General features: G+C 71.5%; 21 protein-coding genes. 12 read left to right on the top strand and 9 right to left on the bottom strand.

Annotated elements, in window-relative coordinates; translation table 11 throughout:
* The gene (locus Apa02nite_RS19815) at window positions 1-1,638 is read right to left on the bottom strand and encodes a RecQ family ATP-dependent DNA helicase (RefSeq protein ID WP_067701006.1); all 1,638 of its coding nucleotides are present in this window, start codon (window positions 1,636-1,638) and stop codon (window positions 1-3) included.
* A 47-nt stretch (window positions 1,639-1,685) separates the two neighbouring features.
* Window positions 1,686-1,814: a hypothetical protein gene (locus tag Apa02nite_RS51930; protein WP_269748413.1), complete on the bottom strand. Its 129-nt coding sequence runs from the start codon at window positions 1,812-1,814 to the stop codon at window positions 1,686-1,688.
* A 138-nt stretch (window positions 1,815-1,952) separates the two neighbouring features.
* Between Apa02nite_RS51930 and Apa02nite_RS19820 the strand changes: the two genes are divergently transcribed.
* Window positions 1,953-3,497, top strand: a complete 1,545-nt coding sequence (locus Apa02nite_RS19820; protein WP_373873011.1) for a glycoside hydrolase family 3 protein — start codon at window positions 1,953-1,955, stop codon at window positions 3,495-3,497.
* Window positions 3,498-3,507: 10 nt separating this feature from the next.
* On the opposite strand, the gene Apa02nite_RS19825 is transcribed toward Apa02nite_RS19820, so the two are convergent.
* Window positions 3,508-3,795, bottom strand: coding sequence for a GNAT family N-acetyltransferase (locus Apa02nite_RS19825; protein WP_203826300.1), 288 nt, complete (start codon window positions 3,793-3,795; stop codon window positions 3,508-3,510).
* Between the two features lie 64 nt (window positions 3,796-3,859).
* Between Apa02nite_RS19825 and Apa02nite_RS19830 the strand changes: the two genes are divergently transcribed.
* The 7 genes from Apa02nite_RS19830 to Apa02nite_RS19860 all read left to right on the top strand — a co-directional run bounded on the left by Apa02nite_RS19830 (window position 3,860) and on the right by Apa02nite_RS19860 (window position 8,181).
* Window positions 3,860-4,186: a hypothetical protein gene (locus Apa02nite_RS19830; protein WP_203826301.1), complete on the top strand. Its 327-nt coding sequence runs from the start codon at window positions 3,860-3,862 to the stop codon at window positions 4,184-4,186.
* A 44-nt stretch (window positions 4,187-4,230) separates the two neighbouring features.
* Window positions 4,231-5,055, top strand: a complete 825-nt coding sequence (locus tag Apa02nite_RS19835) for a DUF1206 domain-containing protein (protein WP_203826302.1) — start codon at window positions 4,231-4,233, stop codon at window positions 5,053-5,055.
* A 197-nt stretch (window positions 5,056-5,252) separates the two neighbouring features.
* Entirely contained in the window at window positions 5,253-6,422 is a 1,170-nt protein-coding gene (locus Apa02nite_RS19840) for a mechanosensitive ion channel family protein (protein ID WP_373873003.1), read from the top strand.
* A 66-nt stretch (window positions 6,423-6,488) separates the two neighbouring features.
* Window positions 6,489-6,920 carry a phage holin family protein gene (locus tag Apa02nite_RS19845; protein WP_067700985.1) on the top strand — a complete coding sequence of 144 codons (432 nt, stop codon included), beginning with the start codon at window positions 6,489-6,491 and terminating at the stop codon, window positions 6,918-6,920.
* Window positions 6,917-7,336 carry a DUF3618 domain-containing protein gene (locus Apa02nite_RS19850; RefSeq protein ID WP_203826303.1) on the top strand — a complete coding sequence of 140 codons (420 nt, stop codon included), beginning with the start codon at window positions 6,917-6,919 and terminating at the stop codon, window positions 7,334-7,336. Before Apa02nite_RS19845 ends, Apa02nite_RS19850 begins: the two co-directional genes overlap by 4 nt.
* Window positions 7,336-7,608: a DUF4235 domain-containing protein gene (locus Apa02nite_RS19855; RefSeq protein WP_203826304.1), complete on the top strand. Its 273-nt coding sequence runs from the start codon at window positions 7,336-7,338 to the stop codon at window positions 7,606-7,608. Before Apa02nite_RS19850 ends, Apa02nite_RS19855 begins: the two co-directional genes overlap by 1 nt.
* A 369-nt stretch (window positions 7,609-7,977) precedes the next feature.
* Window positions 7,978-8,181 carry a cold-shock protein gene (locus Apa02nite_RS19860; protein WP_007458127.1) on the top strand — a complete coding sequence of 68 codons (204 nt, stop codon included), beginning with the start codon at window positions 7,978-7,980 and terminating at the stop codon, window positions 8,179-8,181.
* Window positions 8,182-8,302: 121 nt separating this feature from the next.
* Here Apa02nite_RS19860 and Apa02nite_RS19865 read toward each other — a convergent pair whose 3' ends face one another.
* Both Apa02nite_RS19865 and Apa02nite_RS19870 read right to left on the bottom strand, forming a co-directional pair.
* The gene (locus tag Apa02nite_RS19865; RefSeq protein WP_203826305.1) at window positions 8,303-8,551 is read right to left on the bottom strand and encodes a hypothetical protein; all 249 of its coding nucleotides are present in this window, start codon (window positions 8,549-8,551) and stop codon (window positions 8,303-8,305) included.
* Window positions 8,545-9,522, bottom strand: a complete 978-nt coding sequence (locus Apa02nite_RS19870; protein WP_203826306.1) for an aldo/keto reductase — start codon at window positions 9,520-9,522, stop codon at window positions 8,545-8,547. The genes Apa02nite_RS19865 and Apa02nite_RS19870 overlap by 7 nt, the downstream gene beginning before the upstream one ends.
* Before the next feature lie 68 nt (window positions 9,523-9,590).
* On the opposite strand from Apa02nite_RS19870, the gene Apa02nite_RS19875 reads away from it, so the two are divergent.
* Together Apa02nite_RS19875 and Apa02nite_RS19880 are read left to right on the top strand one after the other, a co-directional pair.
* Complete coding sequence (locus tag Apa02nite_RS19875) at window positions 9,591-10,352, top strand: trans-aconitate 2-methyltransferase (RefSeq protein WP_203826307.1); 762 nt, start codon at window positions 9,591-9,593, stop codon at window positions 10,350-10,352.
* Window positions 10,353-10,362: 10 nt separating this feature from the next.
* A complete protein-coding gene (locus tag Apa02nite_RS19880) occupies window positions 10,363-11,385 on the top strand; it encodes an adenosine deaminase (RefSeq protein WP_203826308.1) in 1,023 nt (340 codons plus the stop codon).
* Here the strand turns inward: Apa02nite_RS19880 and Apa02nite_RS19885 are convergent.
* The 4 genes from Apa02nite_RS19885 to Apa02nite_RS19900 form a co-directional block, all read right to left on the bottom strand.
* Window positions 11,376-11,522, bottom strand: coding sequence for a hypothetical protein (locus tag Apa02nite_RS19885; protein ID WP_198171156.1), 147 nt, complete (start codon window positions 11,520-11,522; stop codon window positions 11,376-11,378). The genes Apa02nite_RS19880 and Apa02nite_RS19885 overlap by 10 nt on opposite strands.
* A gap of 31 nt (window positions 11,523-11,553) precedes the next feature.
* Window positions 11,554-13,713, bottom strand: coding sequence for an RICIN domain-containing protein (locus tag Apa02nite_RS19890; RefSeq protein WP_239164422.1), 2,160 nt, complete (start codon window positions 13,711-13,713; stop codon window positions 11,554-11,556).
* A gap of 352 nt (window positions 13,714-14,065) precedes the next feature.
* Window positions 14,066-15,478: a HAMP domain-containing sensor histidine kinase gene (locus tag Apa02nite_RS19895; RefSeq protein WP_203826309.1), complete on the bottom strand. Its 1,413-nt coding sequence runs from the start codon at window positions 15,476-15,478 to the stop codon at window positions 14,066-14,068.
* A gap of 2 nt (window positions 15,479-15,480) precedes the next feature.
* Entirely contained in the window at window positions 15,481-16,170 is a 690-nt protein-coding gene (locus Apa02nite_RS19900) for a response regulator transcription factor (RefSeq protein WP_067700963.1), read from the bottom strand.
* A 96-nt stretch (window positions 16,171-16,266) separates the two neighbouring features.
* On the opposite strand from Apa02nite_RS19900, the gene Apa02nite_RS19905 reads away from it, so the two are divergent.
* Window positions 16,267-17,184 (top strand): ADP-ribosylglycohydrolase family protein, encoded by a 918-nt coding sequence (locus tag Apa02nite_RS19905; protein ID WP_203826310.1) that lies wholly within the window; start codon window positions 16,267-16,269, stop codon window positions 17,182-17,184.
* Window positions 17,185-17,238: 54 nt separating this feature from the next.
* Entirely contained in the window at window positions 17,239-19,251 is a 2,013-nt protein-coding gene (gene thrS, locus Apa02nite_RS19910; RefSeq protein WP_203826311.1) for a threonine--tRNA ligase, read from the top strand.
* Window positions 19,252-19,318: the final 67 nt, after the last annotated feature.

The following is a 19,318-nucleotide window of genomic DNA, read 5'->3' on the forward strand; positions in this document are numbered from 1 at the left end:
TCAGGCGGCGGTGAGCAGTTTCTGGTTGACGACGACCGGCACGGACAGGGTCTTGTAGCCGACCGTGTCGAAGAGGACGGTCATCTTCTCCTCCTCGTAGCCCATCACCATGCCGGTGCCCCACTCGCCGTGGCGGACCTTGCTGTGGATGGCGAACGGGCCTTCCTCCTCGACCGCGTTCACCGCCTCCGCGCTGCCGTCGGCGCAGTTGTCGCAGTGGCCGCAGCTGCGCCGGATCTCCTCGCCGAAGTAGGCGAGCAGGGTCTCGGTGCGGCACTGCCGGCTCTCCGCGAACGCGCGCATCATGTCGGTCCGCGACTTGACCACGGTCTGCTGCCGTTCGTGCTCGGCGACAGCGGTCTTGGCGGCCTTGGGCGGCATCGGCGCGCCGGGCGGGACGGAGAGTCTGCCGCCCGCTCCGGTGCGGACCGCGCCGGCCTGCTCCAGCAGCGCGAGGTATTGCGCGAGACGGCGCGGGCCGAGCCCGGTCTTCTTCGCCAGCTCGGTCTTGGTGGTCACTCCCTTGTGCAGGGCGCCGGCCAGCTTGCGCAGCTCCTCCTCGTCCGGGCCGCCGCCGTTGAAGAAGCGCTGGATCGCCTCGTCCTCGGAACGCCATAGCAGCAGCACCCGGCCCGGTTCGCCGTCCCGGCCGGCCCGGCCGATCTCCTGGAAGTAGCTGTCCGGTGAGTCGGGCAGCGCCACGTGCGCCACCCAGCGGATGTTCGGCTTGTCGATGCCCATGCCGAACGCCGAGGTGGCCACCATGATGTCGACCCGGTCGTTGGTGAAGTCCTCGTGCCGCTGCTCGCGCAGGGCGCCGGTCATCCCGCCGTGGTAGTACTCGGCGGAGTAGCCGGCCGCGGTGAGCTTCTCGGCGAGCTCCTCGGCCGCGCGCCGGGTGGGGACGTAGACGATGCCGGGCCGCTCTTCCTGGTCCAGCATCGCGGTCAGCCGCTTCCACCGGTACGTCTCGTCCGCGCAGTACGCCACCTCGAGGAACAGGTTGCTCCGGTCCAGTCCGGACACGTGGATCTCGGGCTTGCGCAGCCGCAGCCGGGCGATGATGTCGTCGCGGACCGGCGGCGACGCGGTGGCGGTCAGCGCCAGCACCGGCGGGCTGCCCAGCTCCTTGATCATGTCGCCGAGCGCCAGGAAGTCGGGCCGGAAGTCCGGTCCCCAGGCGGAGATGCAGTGCGCCTCGTCGACGGCGACCAGGCCGGGTTTGAGGGCGCGCACCTCGGCCAGGCGTTCCGGGTTGGCCAGCTGCTCCGGGGTGATGAAGAGGAACTCGGCGCGGCCGGCGCGCAGCTCCTCGATCGCCTCCTGCTGCTCGCGCGGCGTCTCGGCGGAGCTGACCCGGACCGCGCGGATCTTCGGGTCGTTCCGCTCGTTGAGTGCGGCGATCTGGTCCTGCTGAAGAGCGAGCAGCGGGGAGATCACCACGGTCGGGCCGGGCAGCAGCACGGCCGGGATCTGATAGATGGCCGACTTACCGGCTCCGGTCGGCAGCACCACGAGGGCGTCCTTGCGGCGCAGCACGGCGCGCATCGGCTTGAACTGGCCCGGGCGCAGGGACGGCCACCCGAAGTGGGTGCGAGCGACTTTGCGCAGTCGGGGGCCGTAGATGGGGAGCTTCATGGGGGTGAGGCCATCCGATCTGTGGTGAAGGTTGCCGCCTCGTACCCCTATTTGCCGCCGAACATGCGGCGGATCGCCCAGATCAGCAAGAGAACGGCGAGCGCGACGCCGAGCAACCGGACGGCGTGGATCTCTGACCAGTCGACGGTGGCTTCCGCGAGGGGGGTGAGCGGCACGCCGCCACTCTATCGAGTATCGGCCACAGCTAATAGAAAGGTTTGTTGACTAATGGCTGTGGCGGGTGTGACCATAGGTCCCCGAACGGGGGAGAACGTTCACATAGACGTTCTTGGATGCAATCGGAGGTACGGGGGATCATGTCCAAGCACGGCGAATTGTCGGAACTTGCCGCCGCGGTTCTCCAGCCGGGATTCGTCGGTACCTCCGCGCCCGACTGGATCCGCCGCTGGCTCGGCGACGGCCTCGGCGGGGTGGCGCTCTTCGCCCGCAACGTCGAATCGCCCGCCCAGGTGGCCGCGCTCACCGCGCAGCTGCGGGCCGAGCGCGCCGACGTGATCGTTGCCATCGACGAGGAAGCCGGCGACGTCACCCGGTTCGAGTCCCGGCTGGGCAGCTCCCGCCCGGGCAACCTCGCGCTCGGCGTGATCGACGACCCGCTGCTGACCGAGGCGGTCGCCCGCGACCTGGGCTGCGACCTGGCCACCGCGGGCATCACTCTCGACTACGCGCCCGACGCGGACGTCAACAACAACCCCGACAATCCGGTGATCGGGGTCCGCTCGTTCGGCGCCGAGCCGCTGCTGGTCGCGAGGCACACCGCCGCTTTCGTACGGGGACTGCAGACCTTCGGCGTGGCCGGCTGCGCCAAGCACTTCCCCGGGCACGGCGACACCAGCGTGGACTCGCACCACGACGTCCCGCTGATCGCGCGCACCGCCGACGAGCTGGCCGACCGCGAGCTCGTGCCGTTCCGCGCCGCGATCGCCGCCGGCGTCAAGTCGGTGATGACCGGCCACCTGCTGGTCCCCGCGTACGACGCGGAGCTGCCGGCCACCCTCAGCCACCGCATCCTCACCGGGCTGCTGCGCGAGGAGCTCGGCTTCGACGGACTGATCGTCACCGACGGCATCGAGATGCAGGGGGTGCGCCGCCGCTACGGGCTGGCCGGCGCCACCGTGCGCGCGCTGGCCGCCGGTGTGGACGCCATCTGTGTGGGCGGTGACCACGCCGACGAGCAGACCGCGATCGAGCTCCGGGACGCGATCGTCGAAGCGGTTCGCTCCGGCGAGCTGCCCGAGCAGCGACTGCGGGACGCGGTCGCCCGGGTGCGCGCGCTGGGCGCCTGGACCACCCGTACCCAAAAGGAAGCCGGAGTCACCCACGGCTCGCAGCAACCGGCGGGCCTCGGCTCGGACGTCGGTTTCGCGGCCGCCCGCCGCGCGGTCCGGGTGACCCGCGGCGAGGGTGCGCCGGAGCTCCCGATCGTCGGCGTGCCGCACGTGGTGGAGTTCGCGCCGCCGCGGAACATCGCGATCGGCAGCGAGACGCCCTGGGGGATCGGCGCGCCGCTGAGCGAGCTGCTGCCCGGCACCACCGCGGCCCGGTTCGCCGCGGAGGACCTCGAGGGACTCGGCGACCCGGCGGGCGCGGTGCTGGCCGGTGCGGACGGCCGGCCGCTGGTGCTGGTGGTCCGGGACGTGCACCGGCACCGCTGGATCGAGGACGCGCTGACCGCAGTGCTCGCGGTACGGCCGGACGCGATCGTTGTGGAGATGGGCATCCCGGTCACCGTGCTCGGCGGGCTGCACGTGGCCACGTTCGGCGCCACCCGCGCGTGCGGCCTGGCCGCCGCCGAGCTGATCGCCGGCGCGAACGTCCCGGAGCCGGTCGCCGCCTGATCAGTACTGGTCAGTGGGCGACGAGATCGCTGTATTCCGGGTGCTCGCCGAGGTAGTGGGCGAAGAACGGGCAGGCCGGGACGATCTTCTGTCCCCGCGCACGGAGCTGGTCCAGGGTCTGCCGGGCCAGCTCGCCGGCCAGGCCCCGCCCGCGCATGTCCGGGTGGGTCTCGGTGTGCAGCACGATCACCACGTCCTCGCCGCGCATCCGGTACGTCGCGAGCGCGCCCACCTCGCCGTCCAGCAGCAGCTCGAACCGGTGTCTGGCGGTGTTGTCCTGGACCGGGTACTCGCTCATTCACAGCCTCCTCGCAGTATCGATGACCAGCTTAGGGTTGTCGCCGGTGCGTACCCTTGCATGGGTGTTGACCTTTGAGCCCCGCCGCCGCATCGCCGCCGTTCTCGTCTCCGCCGCCCTGGGTGCGGCCCTGCTGACCGGCTGCAGTGACGACCTGAGCTGTGGCGTCGACCAGTGCACCGTGACCATTCAGCGGGAGACCGACGCGAGCGTCAGCGTCCTCGGCGTGGAAGCCGCGTTCATCAGCGCCGACGACAACACCGTCACCCTGTCGGTGGGCGGCGAGCAGGTCACGCTGACCAAGGGCCAGCAGGCCGTCGACGTGGCCGGCCTGCAGGTCTCGCTGTCGAACGTGACGCAGAGCGCGATCCAGGTGCAGGTGGCCCGCTAACACCCGGCGTTTGGCGGAGGGCGCGTCCGGTCACATTGAGGGGCATGTCCTCCACTGCCTCGAACGTCAAGCACCACGCGTCACGCGCGGCCGACAGCAAGCCTCTGGAATACCTGGCCCGGGGCGGATTCGTCGGCTACGGCATCATCCACCTGCTCTTCGCCTGGATCGCGCTGCAGGTCGCCTTCGGCGGCTCCGGCAAGGAGAGCGACCAGTCCGGCGCGCTCCAGGAGCTGGCCGGCCAGTCCTACGGCAAGGCGCTGCTGGTGGCCATCGTGATCGGCCTGGTCGCGATGGCGATCTGGCAGCTCTTCGAGGCGGCCGTCGGCGAGAGCGGCGAGCAGACCAAGGGTGCGATCGCCGAGCGGGTGCTCTCCGGCATCCGCGCCGTGCTCTACCTCTACCTGGCCTGGGTCGCGGTCAAGGTGATCCAGGGCGCCAAGTCGTCGATGGGTGACAACTCGGAGAGCAAGTCGGCGGGTCTGATGCAGTCCTCCGGCGGACGCTGGCTGGTCGGTTTCATCGGCCTGGTCGTGCTCGGCGTCGGCATCGGCATGGCCGTCTACGGTCTGACCCGCAAGTTCGCCAAGCACCTGAACACCCAGCAGATGCCGGCCGCCACCCGGCAGCCGATCATCCGGCTCGGCATGGCCGGTTACGCGGCCAAGGGCGTGGCGTACACGATCGCCGGCATCCTCGTCGTCGCGGCCGCGGTGACCTTCGACGCGGACAAGGCCCGGGGCCTGGACGCGGCGCTGAAGACGCTCGCCGGTCACCCGTGGGGCGTCTGGCTGCTGGCGCTGATCGCGGTCGGCATCGCGGCGTTCGGCGCGTACTGCTTCGCGCAGGCCAAGTACCGCAAGATCTGAGCGCGGTTCTTCGCCGGCCGCGGTCCGCACGATCTGCGCGTCGCAAGATCTGAGTGACGGAAACAGGACTTGGCGTCGCTTCCTACCCCTGGCGGGTGTGAGCTGTATCCGACATCTGCCATAGCGGGTGTGTGCCGGGCCCCGGCCGGGGCACGTTGGTGCGCTGGCACAGCACTCGACCGTGGAGGGGAAAGTTCGTGTCCAGCGTTCTGACTGCCGTGCTCGGTGTCACGGTGGCTGCGGGAGCAGCCGTCGTGCTCGTCGAAGCGGCGCACTGGGCGATGATCCGGATCGGCCGCCGATCCGCACTCGCCGCTGATCTCGCCAGGACCATGCACCGGCCGTTCCTGGTCACCGTCACCCTGGTCGCCGTCCAGCAGGCGATCCGGGTCTTCGCCGGGGAGTTCCCCGGGCGGGCCGGTGTGGTGCACGCGCTGGTGCTGCTCGTCATCGCCGCGTTCGCCTGGCTGGTCGGCGCCCTGTTGCTGGTGCTGGAGGACATGGCGCTGGCCCGCTGGCGCACCGACGTCCCGGACAACCTGCGCCGCCGCCGGATCAAGACCCAGGTGGTGATGCTGCGCCGGGTCACCGTCGCGGCGATCGTCATCCTCGCGGCCGGCGTCATGCTGATGACCTTCCCGGACATCCGGGCCCTGGGCGCCAGCGTGCTCGCCTCGGCCGGCCTGATCAGCGTCATCGCGGCGCTGGCCGCGCAGAGCACGCTCGGCAACGTCTTCGCCGGGCTGCAGCTCGCGTTCAGCGACGCGATCCGGGTCGACGACGTGGTCGTCGTCGAGGCCGAGTGGGGGCGGATCGAGGAGATCACGCTGACCTACGTGGCGGTGCAGATCTGGGACGACCGGCGGCTGATCCTGCCCACCTCGTACTTCACCACCAAGCCGTTCCAGAACTGGACCCGCAACACCTCGGCGGTGCTCGGCACCGCGGAGATCGACGTGGACTGGTCCACCCCGATCGAGCCGCTGCGCGCCGAGCTGCGCCGGGTCTGTGAGGGCTCCGAGCTCTGGGACAAGCGGGTCTGCGTGCTGCAGGTGACCGAGGCGACCGGCGGGATGATCCGGCTGCGGGCCCTGGTCAGCGCGGCCGACGCGGGCGCGCTGTGGGACCTGCGCTGCCTGGCCCGCGAGCGCCTGGTCGGCTGGATGTGGGAGCACCAGCGCGGCACCCTGCCCCGGGTGCGCGCCCAGCTGGACGACGAGGACCGGGTGGCGCCGTCTCGTCCGGCCCGCGCACCGGAGGACTCCCCGGAGGACGCCCGGGTGTTCAGCGGCGGCGACGACGGCGAGTCCCGGGGCGCGGCGTTCGGCGGCGTGGACGGGCACGCTCCGGCGTCCGCCGCGCGGTGAACGGCACGCAGGATTGAGCAGTGACTGATCAGGGCATACACCGGGCACACAGCGAAAGGGGGAACGATGGCCGACGTACTGAACGGCAGGCCTCGACCGATAGCCGAGCAGTCCACCGCGGAACTGGTGCAACGCGCCAGTGAGCAGCTCAGCAAACTGGTCCGGGACGAATTGACCCTGGCCAAGGCCGAGCTCTCGGAAAAGGGCAAGCACGCCGGGATCGGCGCGGGCCTGTTCGGCGGCGCGGGCCTCTTCGCCGGCTACGGCGTCGGTGCCCTGATCGCTACCTCGATCATCGCGCTGAACCTGGTCTGGGACCTCTGGCTGGCGGCCCTGGTGGTCACCGTGACGATCTTCGTGATCGCCGGTGTGCTGGCCCTGGTCGGCCGCTCGCAGTTCAAGCGGGCGGTCCCGGCCGAGCCTCAGGCTGCGATCGCGGGCCTCAAGGCCGACGTCGACGAGGTCAAGCACGCAGTCAAGGAGCGTAGCCAGGCATGAGTGAGAAGAACGGCGCGGCACCGGCCAAGCCGGACCTGGTCGCGCTCCGCGAGGAGATCAAGCAGACCCGGGCCGAGCTGGGCCAGACGGTGCAGGCCCTGGCCGCTCGCGCGGACGTCAAGGCGCGGGCGAAGGACCAGGTCGAGCTGACCAAGCAGCGGGTCCGGGATCAGGCCGCGCTGGCCACCGGCCGGCTGCGCGCGGTGGCCGGGCAGGCCACCGCCACGGTGAAGGACGCCGCCGGGCAGGCCACGGCGAGTGTCAAGGACGCGGCCGGGCAGACCGCCGCGGTGTCCGGGGAGCTGGCGCACGACGCCGGTGTCCGGGCGCGGACCAGTCCGATCCCGCCCGCGCTGATCGTGGCCGGGCTGGCCGCCGTGGTCGGGATCATTTTGATCGTACGGGGGAGGCGCTGATGGCGGGCAAGCTGGAGAAGGTGGCGCTCAAGCCGGTGAACGTGGTGCTCGGCATTGCGGCCGGCGCCATCGCCGGAGCGCTCTTCAAGCAGGTGTGGAAGCTCGCGTCCGGTGACGACAACGCGCCGGACGCCGGCGACGAGGACCGGAGCTGGGGCGAGGTGCTCGCCGCGGCGGCGATCCAGGGCGCGATCTTCGCCGTGGTGAAGGCGGCCGTCCACCGTGGTGGTGCGACCGGGGCCCGCCGGGTGACCGGTCACTGGCCCGGTTGAGCCGGTCCGATCGCCGCTAGATCATCTGCGGCGGTATAGACAGGAGTCTTGACGGCTCCCCACTTCGTAACCGCGAAGTGGGGAGCCTTTTCCATATCCGCCATGCTTTATTGGATTCCTTCGAGGGGCAGCTTTGCGGCCCGTTTTTCGGGTACAGTGTGGCCAGTTTTTGCGTACGTGGTTCGCTGCTTCCGCCAGGGGGCGCGGCACCGGCCCGATCCCGGGAGGGCCACCAGGTGTCGCAACGCCGGACGGACGGGACGTCCTCTGAAAGGGCCGCCTCGAGGTGCCGCTGCTCGAAAACGGTCATCGGCCCCGCGCTCCGCTGCCGCGTAGGGCGGGCCGGCATTTTCAGAAGGAGAGTTCAGCATGGCGCAAGGAACCGTGAAGTGGTTCAACGCAGACAAGGGCTTCGGCTTCATCACCGTCGATGGCGGGGGTGCTGACGTGTTCGTCCACTTCTCGGCCATCCAGACGAGCGGCTACCGCTCTCTGGAGGAGAACCAGCGGGTGGAGTTCGAGATCGCCCAGGGCCAGAAGGGCCCTCAGGCGGAGCAGGTCCGCCCGCTCTGAGACCAATCCGCCGGCCGCGAGGCCGGCACGCTGACCGCCTGGCGGAGGTCGGCCTGACCGTGGCCCCGCACCCTCGACGAGGGTTGCGGGGCCGCTTTTGGTTGCCCCCGGTCAACCCGGGTCAGGCGGTCGGGCGGGCGCTCTCGCGCCGCCGTTTGCCGATCACCACGAGCACCAGACCGGCCAGGGCCAGCGCGCCGCCGGCGGCGGCCCACGCGGGCTGATCGCTCATCAGCTCGTTCTCGAACAGGTTCAGACCCTGCAGGATCCACACCGTGCCCAGTACCAGGCCGAGCAGACCGAACGACATCATCAGCCAGCCGTGCAACCGGGGGACCTCAGCCGGGGATTCGCTTTCATTGTTCACCATTTGTCGTGCACCTGGGGGCGAATCAGCTCATCGTAGACCGCGGTGATCAATTCCCGGGTTTCCGGCGAAAGCGGCGACAGTTCGGCGGCGTGCGCGTTGGCGCGCGCTTGGTCGGGATTACGCGCACCCGGGATCACCACGGTGACCGCCGGCTGATCGATGATCCAGCGCAGTGCGAATTGCGCCATCGTGGCGCCCGCCGGAACGGCCGGACGCAGCCGGCGAACCGCCTCCAGGCCGGTCGAGAAGTCCACACCGGAGAACGTCTCGCCGACGTCGAAGGACTCGCCGTGCCGGTTGTAGTTGCGGTGGTCGTCGGCGGCGAACGCGGTGTTCTCGTCGTACCGCCCGGAGAGCAGGCCGCTGGCGAGCGGGACCCGGGCGATGATACCCACGCCGGCCTCGGCCGCGGCCGGGAGCACCCGCTCGAGGGGCTTGAGGCGGAACGCGTTCAGGATGATCTGGACGCTGGCCACGCCGGGACGGGCGATCGCGGTGAGTGCCTCGTCGACCTTCTCGACGCTCACGCCGTACGCGGCGATCCGCTTTTCCTGGACCAGCGTGTCCAGGCCGTCGAAGACCTCGTCGCTGCTGAACACCGCGGTCGGCGGGCAGTGCAGCTGCACCAGGTCGAGAGTGTCCACCCCGAGGTTGGCGCGGGAGCGGTCGGTCCAGGCCCGGAAGTTGTCCAGGTGATAGTTCGCCGGCTCCTGGGGGAGCCGCCGGCCCATCTTGGTGGCGACCGTGAGACCCGGCTTGTCCTTGACGAACGAGCCGACGATCTGCTCGCTGCGGCCGTCGCCGTACACGTCGGCGGTGTCGATGAAGGTGACCCCGGCGTCGACCGCGGCCTGCAGGGTGGCGTGCGCGTCGGCCTCGCTGACGTCGCCCCAGTCGGCGCCGAGCTGCCAGGCGCCCAGGCCGATCACCGAGGCGTCGCGACCGATCCGGCGAAAGCTTCGATTTTCCACGTGGAGACCCTACCGCCTGCCTGCTAGGGTCAAACAAAACGTACGTACGGTTTGCACAGGAGGCCGCCATGTGGGACCCGACCGTCTACCGCCGCTTCGGCAACGAGCGCTCCCGCCCGTTCGCCGACCTGGTCGCCCGGATCGGCGCGACCGGGCCGCGGGCGGTGACCGACCTGGGCTGCGGCCCCGGTGAGCTGACCCGGACCCTGGCCGAGCGCTGGCCGCAGGCCCGGGTGACCGGGATCGACTCCTCGCCCGAGATGATCGAGAAGGCGGCCGCCGAGCCCGGTGGCGTGGACTTCCGGCTCGGTGACATCGCCGGCTGGCGTCCCGGCCCGGACACCGACGTGGTGGTCACCAATGCCGCGCTCCAGTGGGTGCCCGGCCACCAGCAGATGCTCGCCCGCTGGGTGACCGAGCTGCCGTCCGGCGCCTGGCTGGCCGTGCAGGTGCCGGGCAACTTCGGCGCGCCCTCGCACCGGCTGCTGCGCGCCGTCGCCGAGGAGTTCGGGGTGGCCGGTGTGCTGCGCGAGTCGCCGGTGGACGACCCGGCCGACTACGCCGACCTGCTGGCCGGTGCCGGTCCCGGCGCCACGGTCGACGCCTGGGAGACCACGTACCTGCACCTGCTGCCCGACGACGGCGCGGAGCACCCGGTGCTGCGCTGGATGGAGGGCACCGCGCTGCGACCGGTCCGGGCGGCGCTGACCGAGCCGGCCTGGGCCGACTTCCGCACCGCGCTGCGCGGGCGGCTGGCACCGGCGTATCCGGTGCGACACGGCCGCGTGGCGTTTCCGTTCCGCCGTATCTTCGTGGTGGCTTCTATTTAGGGGGAACCACTTGACGGATCTGACGTCGTTCATCGCCGGCCTGCCGAAGGCCGAGTTGCACGTGCACCACGTGGGCTCGGCCTCCCCGCGGATCGTGGCCGAGCTGGCCGCCCGGCACGAGGGCAGCTCGCCGGTGCCGACCGACCCGGCGGCGCTCGAGAAGTATTTCGAGTTCCACGACTTCGCGCACTTCATCGAGGTCTACCTGAGCGTGGTCGACCTGATCCGGGACGCCGAGGACATCCGCCTGCTGACCTACGAGATCGCCCGGGAGCTCAGCCGCCAGCAGGTGCGGTACGCGGAGCTGACCGTCACGCCGTACTCCAGCGTGCGGCGGGGCATCCCGGCGCCGGCGTTCTGCGAGGCGATCGAGGACGCCCGAGCCGGCGCCCGCCGCGACTTCGGCCTGGAGCTGGCGTGGTGCTTCGACATCCCGGGCGAGGCCGGGCTGCCGTCGGCCGAGGAGACGCTCCGGATCGCCCTCGAGGAGCGGCCGGACGGGCTGGTCAGTTTCGGACTCGGCGGGCCCGAGATCGGGGTGCCGCGACCGCAGTTCAAGCCGTACTTCGACAAGGCGCGGGCGGCCGGGCTGCACAGCGTGCCGCACGCAGGGGAGACCACCGGCCCGGAGACGATCTGGGACGCCATCCGGGAGCTGGGCGCCGAACGGATCGGGCACGGCATCGCGGCCGCGCAGGACGAGCGGCTGATGGCCTACCTGGCCGAGCACCAGATCCCGCTGGAGGTCTGCCCGACCTCCAACCTGCGTACCCGAGCGGTCGCCGACCTGGCCGAGCACCCGATCGGGCGGCTCGTCGCGGCCGGCGTGCCGATCAGCGTGAACTCGGACGACCCGCCGATGTTCGGCACCACGCTGGAGCAGGAGTACGCGGTCGCCGCCGGCCTGCTCGGCCTGGACACGGCCGGCGTGGCCGAGCTGGCCCGGGACGCCGTCCGGCACAGCTTCCGATCCGACGCCGGCAAGGCCGAGCTGCTCGCCGAGATCGACGCGTACCACGAGAACTACGGGTAGAGCGGCTCCTGCAGGCAGGCCAGGATCACCACCGTACCGACGGTGAGAATGGCCAGCCAGCGCACCATCCGACGCCGGTTGAACCGGGCCGGATCCTCCTCCGGCTCGGTCTCCGGCCTACTCAGCAGATCAGGCATCGTCTTCTTCTCTCCTCGTCGATGAACGGCGTCAGGCCGGCGCCGCGGTCCAGCTCTGGTGCCGCTGCCCGGTGTCCGGCTCGAGAGCCAGCACCCGGTGCCAGCCGTACCGCTGGCTGCCGACGCCGATGGTGAGGTCGCCGGTCTCGGTACGCAGGGTGAAGCCGTAGTCGGACGCCTGCAGCCGCCAGTGGCTGCCGCCGGCGCTGGCACAGTCACCCTGCACCAGTGGCGCGCCGGCCACCGGAGTGCCACCCAGCGGCATCAGGCACTTGCCGCTGGCCCGGGAGACCAGCGTGTAACTACCGGCCGCGCCGGCCGGGACGAGCTGCCACTGCTGCTGGTTGCCGCCGTCGGCCGGACCCAGCGTGGCCGGGGTGCCGTCGGCGGCGCGGGCCGCGTAGAGCTCGGCGGCGCCACCGGTGAGCGAGTTCGTCAGCACGAACCACGAGTTCTCCACCGGGCGGGCCGCCGGAGCGGTCCGCGCCGAGCCGGTCGCGTGGTAGCCGAGCGTCGCGCTCTTGATCTCCACACGGTACGTGGCGTCCGGCTTCAGGCCGATCAGCCGCGCCCGGGTCGCCTTGGTGGTGGCCACCGGCTTGCCGTCCACCGAGACCTCGTACTTCGCGTCGTCGGACGCGGCGCTCCAGGTCAGCCGGACCGACAGGCTGGTGGCGTCGCGGATCTCCAGCGCCGCCTGCACGCCGTCGCCGCCGGTCGGCGGCTGCGGTGCGCCGGCGTCCTGGTCGCCGGAGCCGTTCTCGGTGCGGGGCTGATAGGCGGCCGGCTCGGTGACCAGCGGCGACGGCGAGCCGGAGCTGGCGCCGGGCAGCGGATCGGCCGGCGCCGAGGTGCTCGGCGCGGTGCTGGGCAGGGCCGGGGCGTCGCCGCTGCCGTCCTGAGCCTCGGCGCTCGGTGCCGGCGTCCCGCCGGCCGCAGCCGGGTCGGGCTGGGCCGGGTCACCGGCCGCCGCGGGGTCGACGCTCTCACCCGGTGCGGGTTGCACCGCGCCCGGGACGTCCGGGATGTCGTCGCCACCGTCCGAGCGCAGCAGGAAGTCGCTGAGTGCGACGTTCCAGTTCTGGTCCAGGTAGCTGCCCGGCTTCGGGTTGGTGTTGAAGTAGTCGTCGTGGCCGCAGTCCAGGCGCACCTCGTGCGTCTTCGGGCAGGACTGCCGGACCGGCCGCCCGGACCGGTCCGGGCCGCAGAGCAGGTCGTAGTCGTCCAGGCAGCCGCCCGCGCCGGTGCCGTTCGGCGCGCCGTTGAGCACCGCGCCGAGCGCGTGGGTCAGCTCGCGAGCCGCCACCGCCGAGCTCCAGCAGCCGGAGTCGACCCGGGAGTAGGACGGGCCGCCGTTGTTGCGGTTGGTCCGCCCCGGGCGCTTGTCGTCGACGTAGGTGGCGATGCCGCAGTAGACGTTCGCGTCGGCGAACATCAGGTACTTGCGGTCGGTGCGGTTGTACCCGAGAGCGCCGAGCGCCTTGACGGTGCCGGTGAACGAATCGAGCGACCCGGGCGGCAGCTCCACCTCGGCGACCGCGACCGTGCACTCCGGCGTCGTCACGTACCGCACGTGCCGGGAGCCGCCGGTCTCACCCGCGCTGGCGTCGAAGATCGCGTCGACGCCGCCGGCCCAGGTGCGGAACGAGTTGACGAACGTGTTGTAGCGGGTGGCGGTGCCGGCCGCGTACAGATAGAGCATCTGCACCCGGCGGCCGCTCTGCCCGTCGCTCTCGCAGGCCACTCCGTCGCGGCCGAGCACGAAGTCGGCGTTGCCGGGCGCCGGGTCCGGGATCAGCGCCGGCGCCTCCGGGGTCAGCGCGCTGCCGCCCAGGTCGCGGGCGATCTCGGCGTCCGGCGGGACGACCACCGGCTGGACCACCCGGACGGTGCCGGGCAGCTTGGTGGCGGCGGTGACCGGTGCGACGTCCTTACGGACGGACAGGCCGGTGGGTGCCGCGTCCGGACCGTGCGTGCAGGTCTCGTCGAGCACCACGTACGACCCGGAGCACAGCGCGTCGGCCGCCACCGGCTTCAGCCCGTCGTAGACCAGGCCCTCGTCGGGGGCGTCCTTGGGCAGCGCGGTGAGCTGGAACGCGCCCGGGTCCGGAGCGGACGAGTGGCCGATCACGCTGGGCCCGACCACGCCACCGACCCCGAGCAGGGCGATGCCGAGCGCCACCGGAAGCATTCGGCTGGTTGCTGAGCGTGACTTCCGCGGCTTGTCGGTCTCGGCGCGGCGCCGCCCCTCGGGCGACCCACGGAACGCTGACCGGCGATGCGCGGGCAAAGCGTCTCCTCGTCGTGCGGTAACGCGTCGAGCGGGGACGCGGTGGGAGGGGGCCATGGGGTGCCCGCCCCCCACCACGCGGTGACTCCGCCGGCCGCGGCGATGGGGACGTGCTGCGGTGAGCGGCTCGGGGAGCCGGATGGGATCGGAGGGAACACTGCCAGGCCGGAAGAGCCAGGGGAACACTCTTAAAACAGATCTAAGCAACTCTTGTTCCGTCTGGGGGAGGAGTCCGTCAGGGGGCTTGCGCTAACTACGTTTGCTGTCCTCGGCGGCGGCCGGACTCCCGGTCACGTGTCAACCGGCCCCGTCCGACCAGGCCGAACCGGTTCGCCGCCTTGGGGGCGGCCTCCGCGTCGGCGATCAGCATCACCACGCTGGCCCCGCCCATCGCGGCGCGGTCCAGGCTGACCGACCCGCCGGTGGACTGGGTCAGCCGATGGGCGATGTTCAGGCCCAGGCCGGTCGAGCCCTGCTGGCTCTGACCCCGGCGCAGCGCCTGCTCCGGGTCCGGGATGCCCGGTCCGGCGTCGTCGACCCGCAGCGCCACCCAGCCGTCCCGGCGCGACAGCGCCACCTCGAACGACGTGCCCTGCGGGGTGTACCGGAACACGTTGCCGAGCACCGCGTCCAGCGCGGCGGCCAGCTCGGCCCGGGGCACCGGCACCGGGATGCGCATCTGCGCGCCGACCACACGGTACTGCCGGTCCTGGTCGCCGGCCAGCGCCGACCAGAAGGTCATGCGTTCCCGGACCACCTCGCTGGCGTCGCACAGGCCCTCCTCGGGGGTGGCCGCCACCTGCGCGGCGACCGCTTGCCGGGTGGTGTTGATCAGCTGGTTGACCTCGTCGTCGAGGGACGCGATGGCCTGCCGGATGCGCCGGATACCCCGCCGCCGGTCCACCTCGGCCGCGGAGAGGTCGATGATCTGGGTGTCGTCCGGGTCGAGCGCCTCGGCGTCCAGGCGCAGCGCGGTCAGCGGGGTGCGCAGCCGGTGTGACAGGTCGGCGACGAACTCCCGCTCGTCGGTGCGCGCCGAGACCAGCCGGTCGGCCATCCGGTTGAACGCGTACCCGGCCTCGGCCAGCTCGCGCGGGCCGGACGGCTGGATGCGGACGCCGAGGTCGCCGTCGCCGACCGCGAGCGCCGCGGCGACCAGGTTGTTGGCCGAGTCGACAGCGCCCCGGGCCAGCCGGTCGACCACTATCACCGAGCCGCCGACGAGCACTATCGCCAGCCCGAGCAGCAGCCACCAGTCGCGGGCGGTGTTCTCGCCCAGCGCGGAGTCCGGCACGAACGCCTCGATCACGTAGGACTTGCCGCCCGCGGTGACCGGCTGCAGGCGCGCCACACCGCCGGGGACGTCGACGACGCTCGCCTCGGTCGCGGTCGCGGCCAGGTCGACCTGCCGGCCGGACACCCGTCCGCCGTCACCGGGCGCCAGGCCCGGGGTGTGCACGACGACGTCACCGGCCGCGGCGACCGCGGCGGCGACACCCTTCTGCCCGGCGCCGGCGACGATCGCGCCGGCCACCGTGGAGGTGGACCGGGTCGCGTCGGCCAGGGCCTGCTCCCGATGGTCGGAGCGCAGCCCCCAGCCCAGCGGGACGAGGAAGACCAGCGCGGCGACCGCGGTGGTGGCGGCGGTCGTGTACGCCAGCCGCAACCTCAGTCCGGCGCCACCAACCGGAATCCGACCCCCCGCACGGTGCGCAGGTAGCGGGGCTTCGCCGCGGACTCGCCCAGTTTCCGGCGGAGCCAGTACAAATGCACGTCGATGGTCTGGTCCTCGCCGACCGACGGCTGTCGCCATACCTCCTCCAACAGCTCACGACGGGAAACCACTCGGCCCGGACGGGCGGCGAGGTACGCCAGCAGGTCGAACTCCTTGCGGGTCAGCGCCAGCGTCTGGTCGCCGAGCACCGCGCTCCGCTCGCCGATGTCCACCCGCAGCTCGCCGACCTCGTGCACGGCGGGCTGGGCGGCGCGGCTGGCGCGGCCGACCCGGCGCAGCACCGTGGAGATCCGGGCGTCCAGATGGGCGCCGGTGAACGGCTTGACCATGTAGTCGTCGGCGCCGGCCCGGAGCAGCCGCACGACGGTCTGCTCGTCGTCGCGCGCGGTGGCGATGATGATCGGCACGTCGGTGATCCCGCGCAGCATCCGCAGCGCGTCCGACCCGTCCAGGTCGGGCAGCCCGAGATCGAGGACCACCAGGTCGGGCGTCTCCGCGGCGACCCGGCGGAGCGCCTCGAGCGCGGTGCCGACGGCGTGCACGGCATGCCCCCGGTCGGCGAGCGAACGAAGCATGGCGCCACGCACGACATGATCGTCTTCGACGAGCAATACCGTGGCCATGCGAAGACCGTACTGGCTCCGACGGGCGAAACCTAAAGGGTCATGGAACGAGATGCTTTGATGACAGTCAGTGATGGAATACGATCCGAAGTACCGATGTCATTCACTCTTTTTCCCCGTACGCGCCGGGACTTGGCGCTGGACAGCCTGGCCGGCCTCAGCGTCGGCGACGCCCTCGGAGCGCAGTACTTCGTGCCCGGAAATCATCCCGCCGACCTGCTCGACGCCCGGACACCCGACCCGCCCTGGGACTGGACCGACGACACCGAGCAGGCGTGCTGCCTGGTCGCGACGCTCGGTGACGGCGACTTCGACCGGGACGGGTTCGCCGACCTGCTCGGCCGCCGCTTCGAGCCCTACCGCGGGTACGGCCCCGGCGCGGTGGTGATGCTGCGCCAGATCCGCGAGGGCCTGCCCTGGCCGATCGCGGCGGCCGCGGCCTTCGACGGACAGGGTTCCTGCGGCAACGGCGCGGCGATGCGGGCCGCCCCGCTGGGCGCCTGGCACGCCGACTCGCTGGCCCGGGCCGCGGCGCAGGGCAGCCGGGCCGCCGAGGTGACCCACGCGCACCCGGAGGGCATCGCCGGCGGGGTCGCGGTGACCGTGGCCGCGGCGTTCGCGGCGGCCGCCCGGCTCAACGGCCACCGGCCCGACCCGGGGCGCACACTGCTGGCCGCGGCGGCGCACACCGCGCCGAGCGTGGTCCGGGACGGGCTGACCACGGCGGCGGCCTGGCGCGGCGGCGTCCAGGAGGCGGCCGAACGGCTGGGCAACGGCGGGCAGGCGACCGCGCAGGACACCGTGCCGTTCGCGCTCTGGGTCGCCGACCGTTATCTGGACGACTTCCCGGCGGCCGTGGCGGCGTGCGTGGTGGCCGGCGGGGACGTGGACACCACCGCGGCGATCGCCGGGGGAGTGGTGGCGGCGTACACCGGGACCGCCGGGATCCCCGGCGCGTGGCTGGCCGGGCGCGAGCCGCTACCGGCGTGGCTGGCCGCCGAGAGCAGTGACTGAATCACCGGCGGATAGCATCAGGACGCCTACATCACCTTCTGAATGGAGATCACCGTGTCTGCACCCCGTACGCCCGCGGCGGCCGACCCCCTAGTCGTCCCGGCCGGGACGACGGCGGCCGACGCGGTGGCCGCCGCCGGGCTCCCGGTGCACGGTCCGAGGGCGGTCGTCGTGGTGCGCGACGCCGACGGCCGGCTGCGTGACCTGACCTGGACGCCGGACGCCGACGCCGCGGTCACCCCGGTCGGTATCGACGAGCCGGACGGCCTCGACGTGCTGCGCCACTCGGCCGCGCACGTGCTGGCCCAGGCCGTGCAGGACATCTTCCCGGCCGCCAAGCTCGGCATCGGCCCGCCGATCCGGGACGGTTTCTACTACGACTTCGACGTCGAGAAGCCGTTCCAGCCGGAGGACCTGACGAAGCTCGAGAAGCGGATGCAGGAGATCGTCAAGGCCGGTCAGACGTTCCGCCGCCGGGAGTACTCCTCCCTCGACGAGGCCAAGGCCGAGCTGCACGCCGAGCCGTTCAAGCTCGAGCTGGTCGACATCAAGGGGTCAGATGTCGCAGTCGACGAGTCCGATGTCTCTGTTGAGGTCGGTGCGGGCGAGCTGACCCACTACGACAACATCGACAAGGACGGCAACCGGGTCTGGGGCGACCTGTGCCGCGGGCCGCACCTGCCGTCGACGCGGCTGATCCCGGCGTTCAAGCTGATGCGCTCGGCCGCCGCGTACTGGCGGGGCAGCGAGAAGAACCCGCAGCTGCAGCGGGTCTACGGCACGGCGTGGCCGTCGCGGGACGAGCTCAAGGCGTACCTGAACCGTCTTGCCGAAGCCGAGCGCCGCGACCACCGCAAGCTGGGCAGCGAACTGGACCTGTTCTCCTTCCCCGATGAAATCGGGTCGGGCCTCGTGGTCTTCCACCCGAAGGGTGGGGTGATCAAGCGGGAGATGGAGGACTACGTCCGGGCCCGCCACATCGAGGAGGGCTTCCAGTACGTCGGTACCCCGCACATCAGCAAGGAGAACCTCTTCCAGACGTCGGGACACCTGCCCTACTACAAGGACACGATGTTCCCGCCGATGGAGCTCGAGGGGGCGAACTACTACCTCAAGGCGATGAACTGCCCGATGCACAACCTGATCTTCAGGTCGCGCGGGCGGTCCTACCGTGAGCTGCCGATGCGCCTGTTCGAGTTCGGCACGGTCTACCGCTACGAGAAGTCCGGCGTGGTGCACGGCCTGACCCGGGTGCGCGGCCTGACCCAGGACGACTCGCACTCCTACGTCACCGCCGAGCAGGCGCCCGGCGAGATCAAGCACCTGCTGAACTTCGTGCGCTCGCTGCTCGACGACTTCGGCCTGGACGACTACTACCTCGAGCTGTCGACCCGGGACCCGAAGAGCGACAAGTTCATCGGTACGGACGAGCAGTGGGAGACGGCCACCAAGGTCCTCGAGGACGTGGCGACCGAGTCCGGCCTCGAGCTGGTGCTCGACCCGGGTGGCGCGGCGTTCTACGGCCCGAAGATCAGCGTCCAGGCGAAGGACGCGATCGGCCGCACCTGGCAGATGTCGACGATCCAGTACGACTTCAACATGCCGTCCCGGTTCGGTCTGGAGTTCCAGGCCGCCGACGGCACCCGGCAGGAGCCGGTGATGATCCACTCGGCGAAGTTCGGCTCGCTGGAGCGGTTCTTCGGCGTGCTGGTCGAGCACTACGCCGGCGCGTTCCCGGCCTGGCTGGCGCCGGTGCAGGTGGTCGGCATCCCGATCCGTGACGACCACGCCGACTACCTGGCCTCGTTCATCGAGAAGCTCAAGGCGGCGGGGATCCGGGCCGAGGTCGACTACTCCAGCGACCGGATGCAGAAGAAGATCCGTACCGCGCAGCAGCAGAAGATCCCGTTCATGGCGATCGCCGGCGACGACGACGTCAACGGCGGCACCGTGTCGTTCCGCTACCGGGACGGCTCGCAGCGCAACGGCGTCTCGCTCGACGAGGCCGTCGCGCACGTGGCCGAGATCGTTCGCTCCCGAGTTAACACCGGGCCGTCCGCGGTCTGATCTCAGCTCCGCCTCCCGCCGACCGACGTAACGGCGGTAGAGCCTCCGCATTTCGCGGTGGCGGTGC

The organism is Actinoplanes palleronii (genome assembly GCF_016862315.1).
Classification (GTDB): domain Bacteria; phylum Actinomycetota; class Actinomycetes; order Mycobacteriales; family Micromonosporaceae; genus Actinoplanes; species Actinoplanes palleronii.

What these genes read in the sequence shown, in the direction of transcription:
- Apa02nite_RS19875 (WP_203826307.1), top strand. Translation starts at nt 9,591, where the DNA reads ATGTGGGACCCGACCGTCTACCGCCGCTTCGGCAACGAGCGCTCCCGC.
- Apa02nite_RS19890 (WP_239164422.1), bottom strand. Translation starts at nt 13,713, where the DNA reads ATGCTTCCGGTGGCGCTCGGCATCGCCCTGCTCGGGGTCGGTGGCGTG.
- Apa02nite_RS19905 (WP_203826310.1), top strand. Translation starts at nt 16,267, where the DNA reads ATGTCATTCACTCTTTTTCCCCGTACGCGCCGGGACTTGGCGCTGGAC.
- Apa02nite_RS19835 (WP_203826302.1), top strand. Translation starts at nt 4,231, where the DNA reads ATGTCCTCCACTGCCTCGAACGTCAAGCACCACGCGTCACGCGCGGCC.
- Apa02nite_RS19860 (WP_007458127.1), top strand. Translation starts at nt 7,978, where the DNA reads ATGGCGCAAGGAACCGTGAAGTGGTTCAACGCAGACAAGGGCTTCGGC.
- Apa02nite_RS19825 (WP_203826300.1), bottom strand. Translation starts at nt 3,795, where the DNA reads ATGAGCGAGTACCCGGTCCAGGACAACACCGCCAGACACCGGTTCGAG.
- Apa02nite_RS19815 (WP_067701006.1), bottom strand. Translation starts at nt 1,638, where the DNA reads ATGAAGCTCCCCATCTACGGCCCCCGACTGCGCAAAGTCGCTCGCACC.
- Apa02nite_RS19865 (WP_203826305.1), bottom strand. Translation starts at nt 8,551, where the DNA reads ATGGTGAACAATGAAAGCGAATCCCCGGCTGAGGTCCCCCGGTTGCAC.
- Apa02nite_RS19850 (WP_203826303.1), top strand. Translation starts at nt 6,917, where the DNA reads ATGAGTGAGAAGAACGGCGCGGCACCGGCCAAGCCGGACCTGGTCGCG.
- Apa02nite_RS19855 (WP_203826304.1), top strand. Translation starts at nt 7,336, where the DNA reads ATGGCGGGCAAGCTGGAGAAGGTGGCGCTCAAGCCGGTGAACGTGGTG.
- Apa02nite_RS19885 (WP_198171156.1), bottom strand. Translation starts at nt 11,522, where the DNA reads ATGCCTGATCTGCTGAGTAGGCCGGAGACCGAGCCGGAGGAGGATCCG.
- Apa02nite_RS19900 (WP_067700963.1), bottom strand. Translation starts at nt 16,170, where the DNA reads ATGGCCACGGTATTGCTCGTCGAAGACGATCATGTCGTGCGTGGCGCC.
- Apa02nite_RS19845 (WP_067700985.1), top strand. Translation starts at nt 6,489, where the DNA reads ATGGCCGACGTACTGAACGGCAGGCCTCGACCGATAGCCGAGCAGTCC.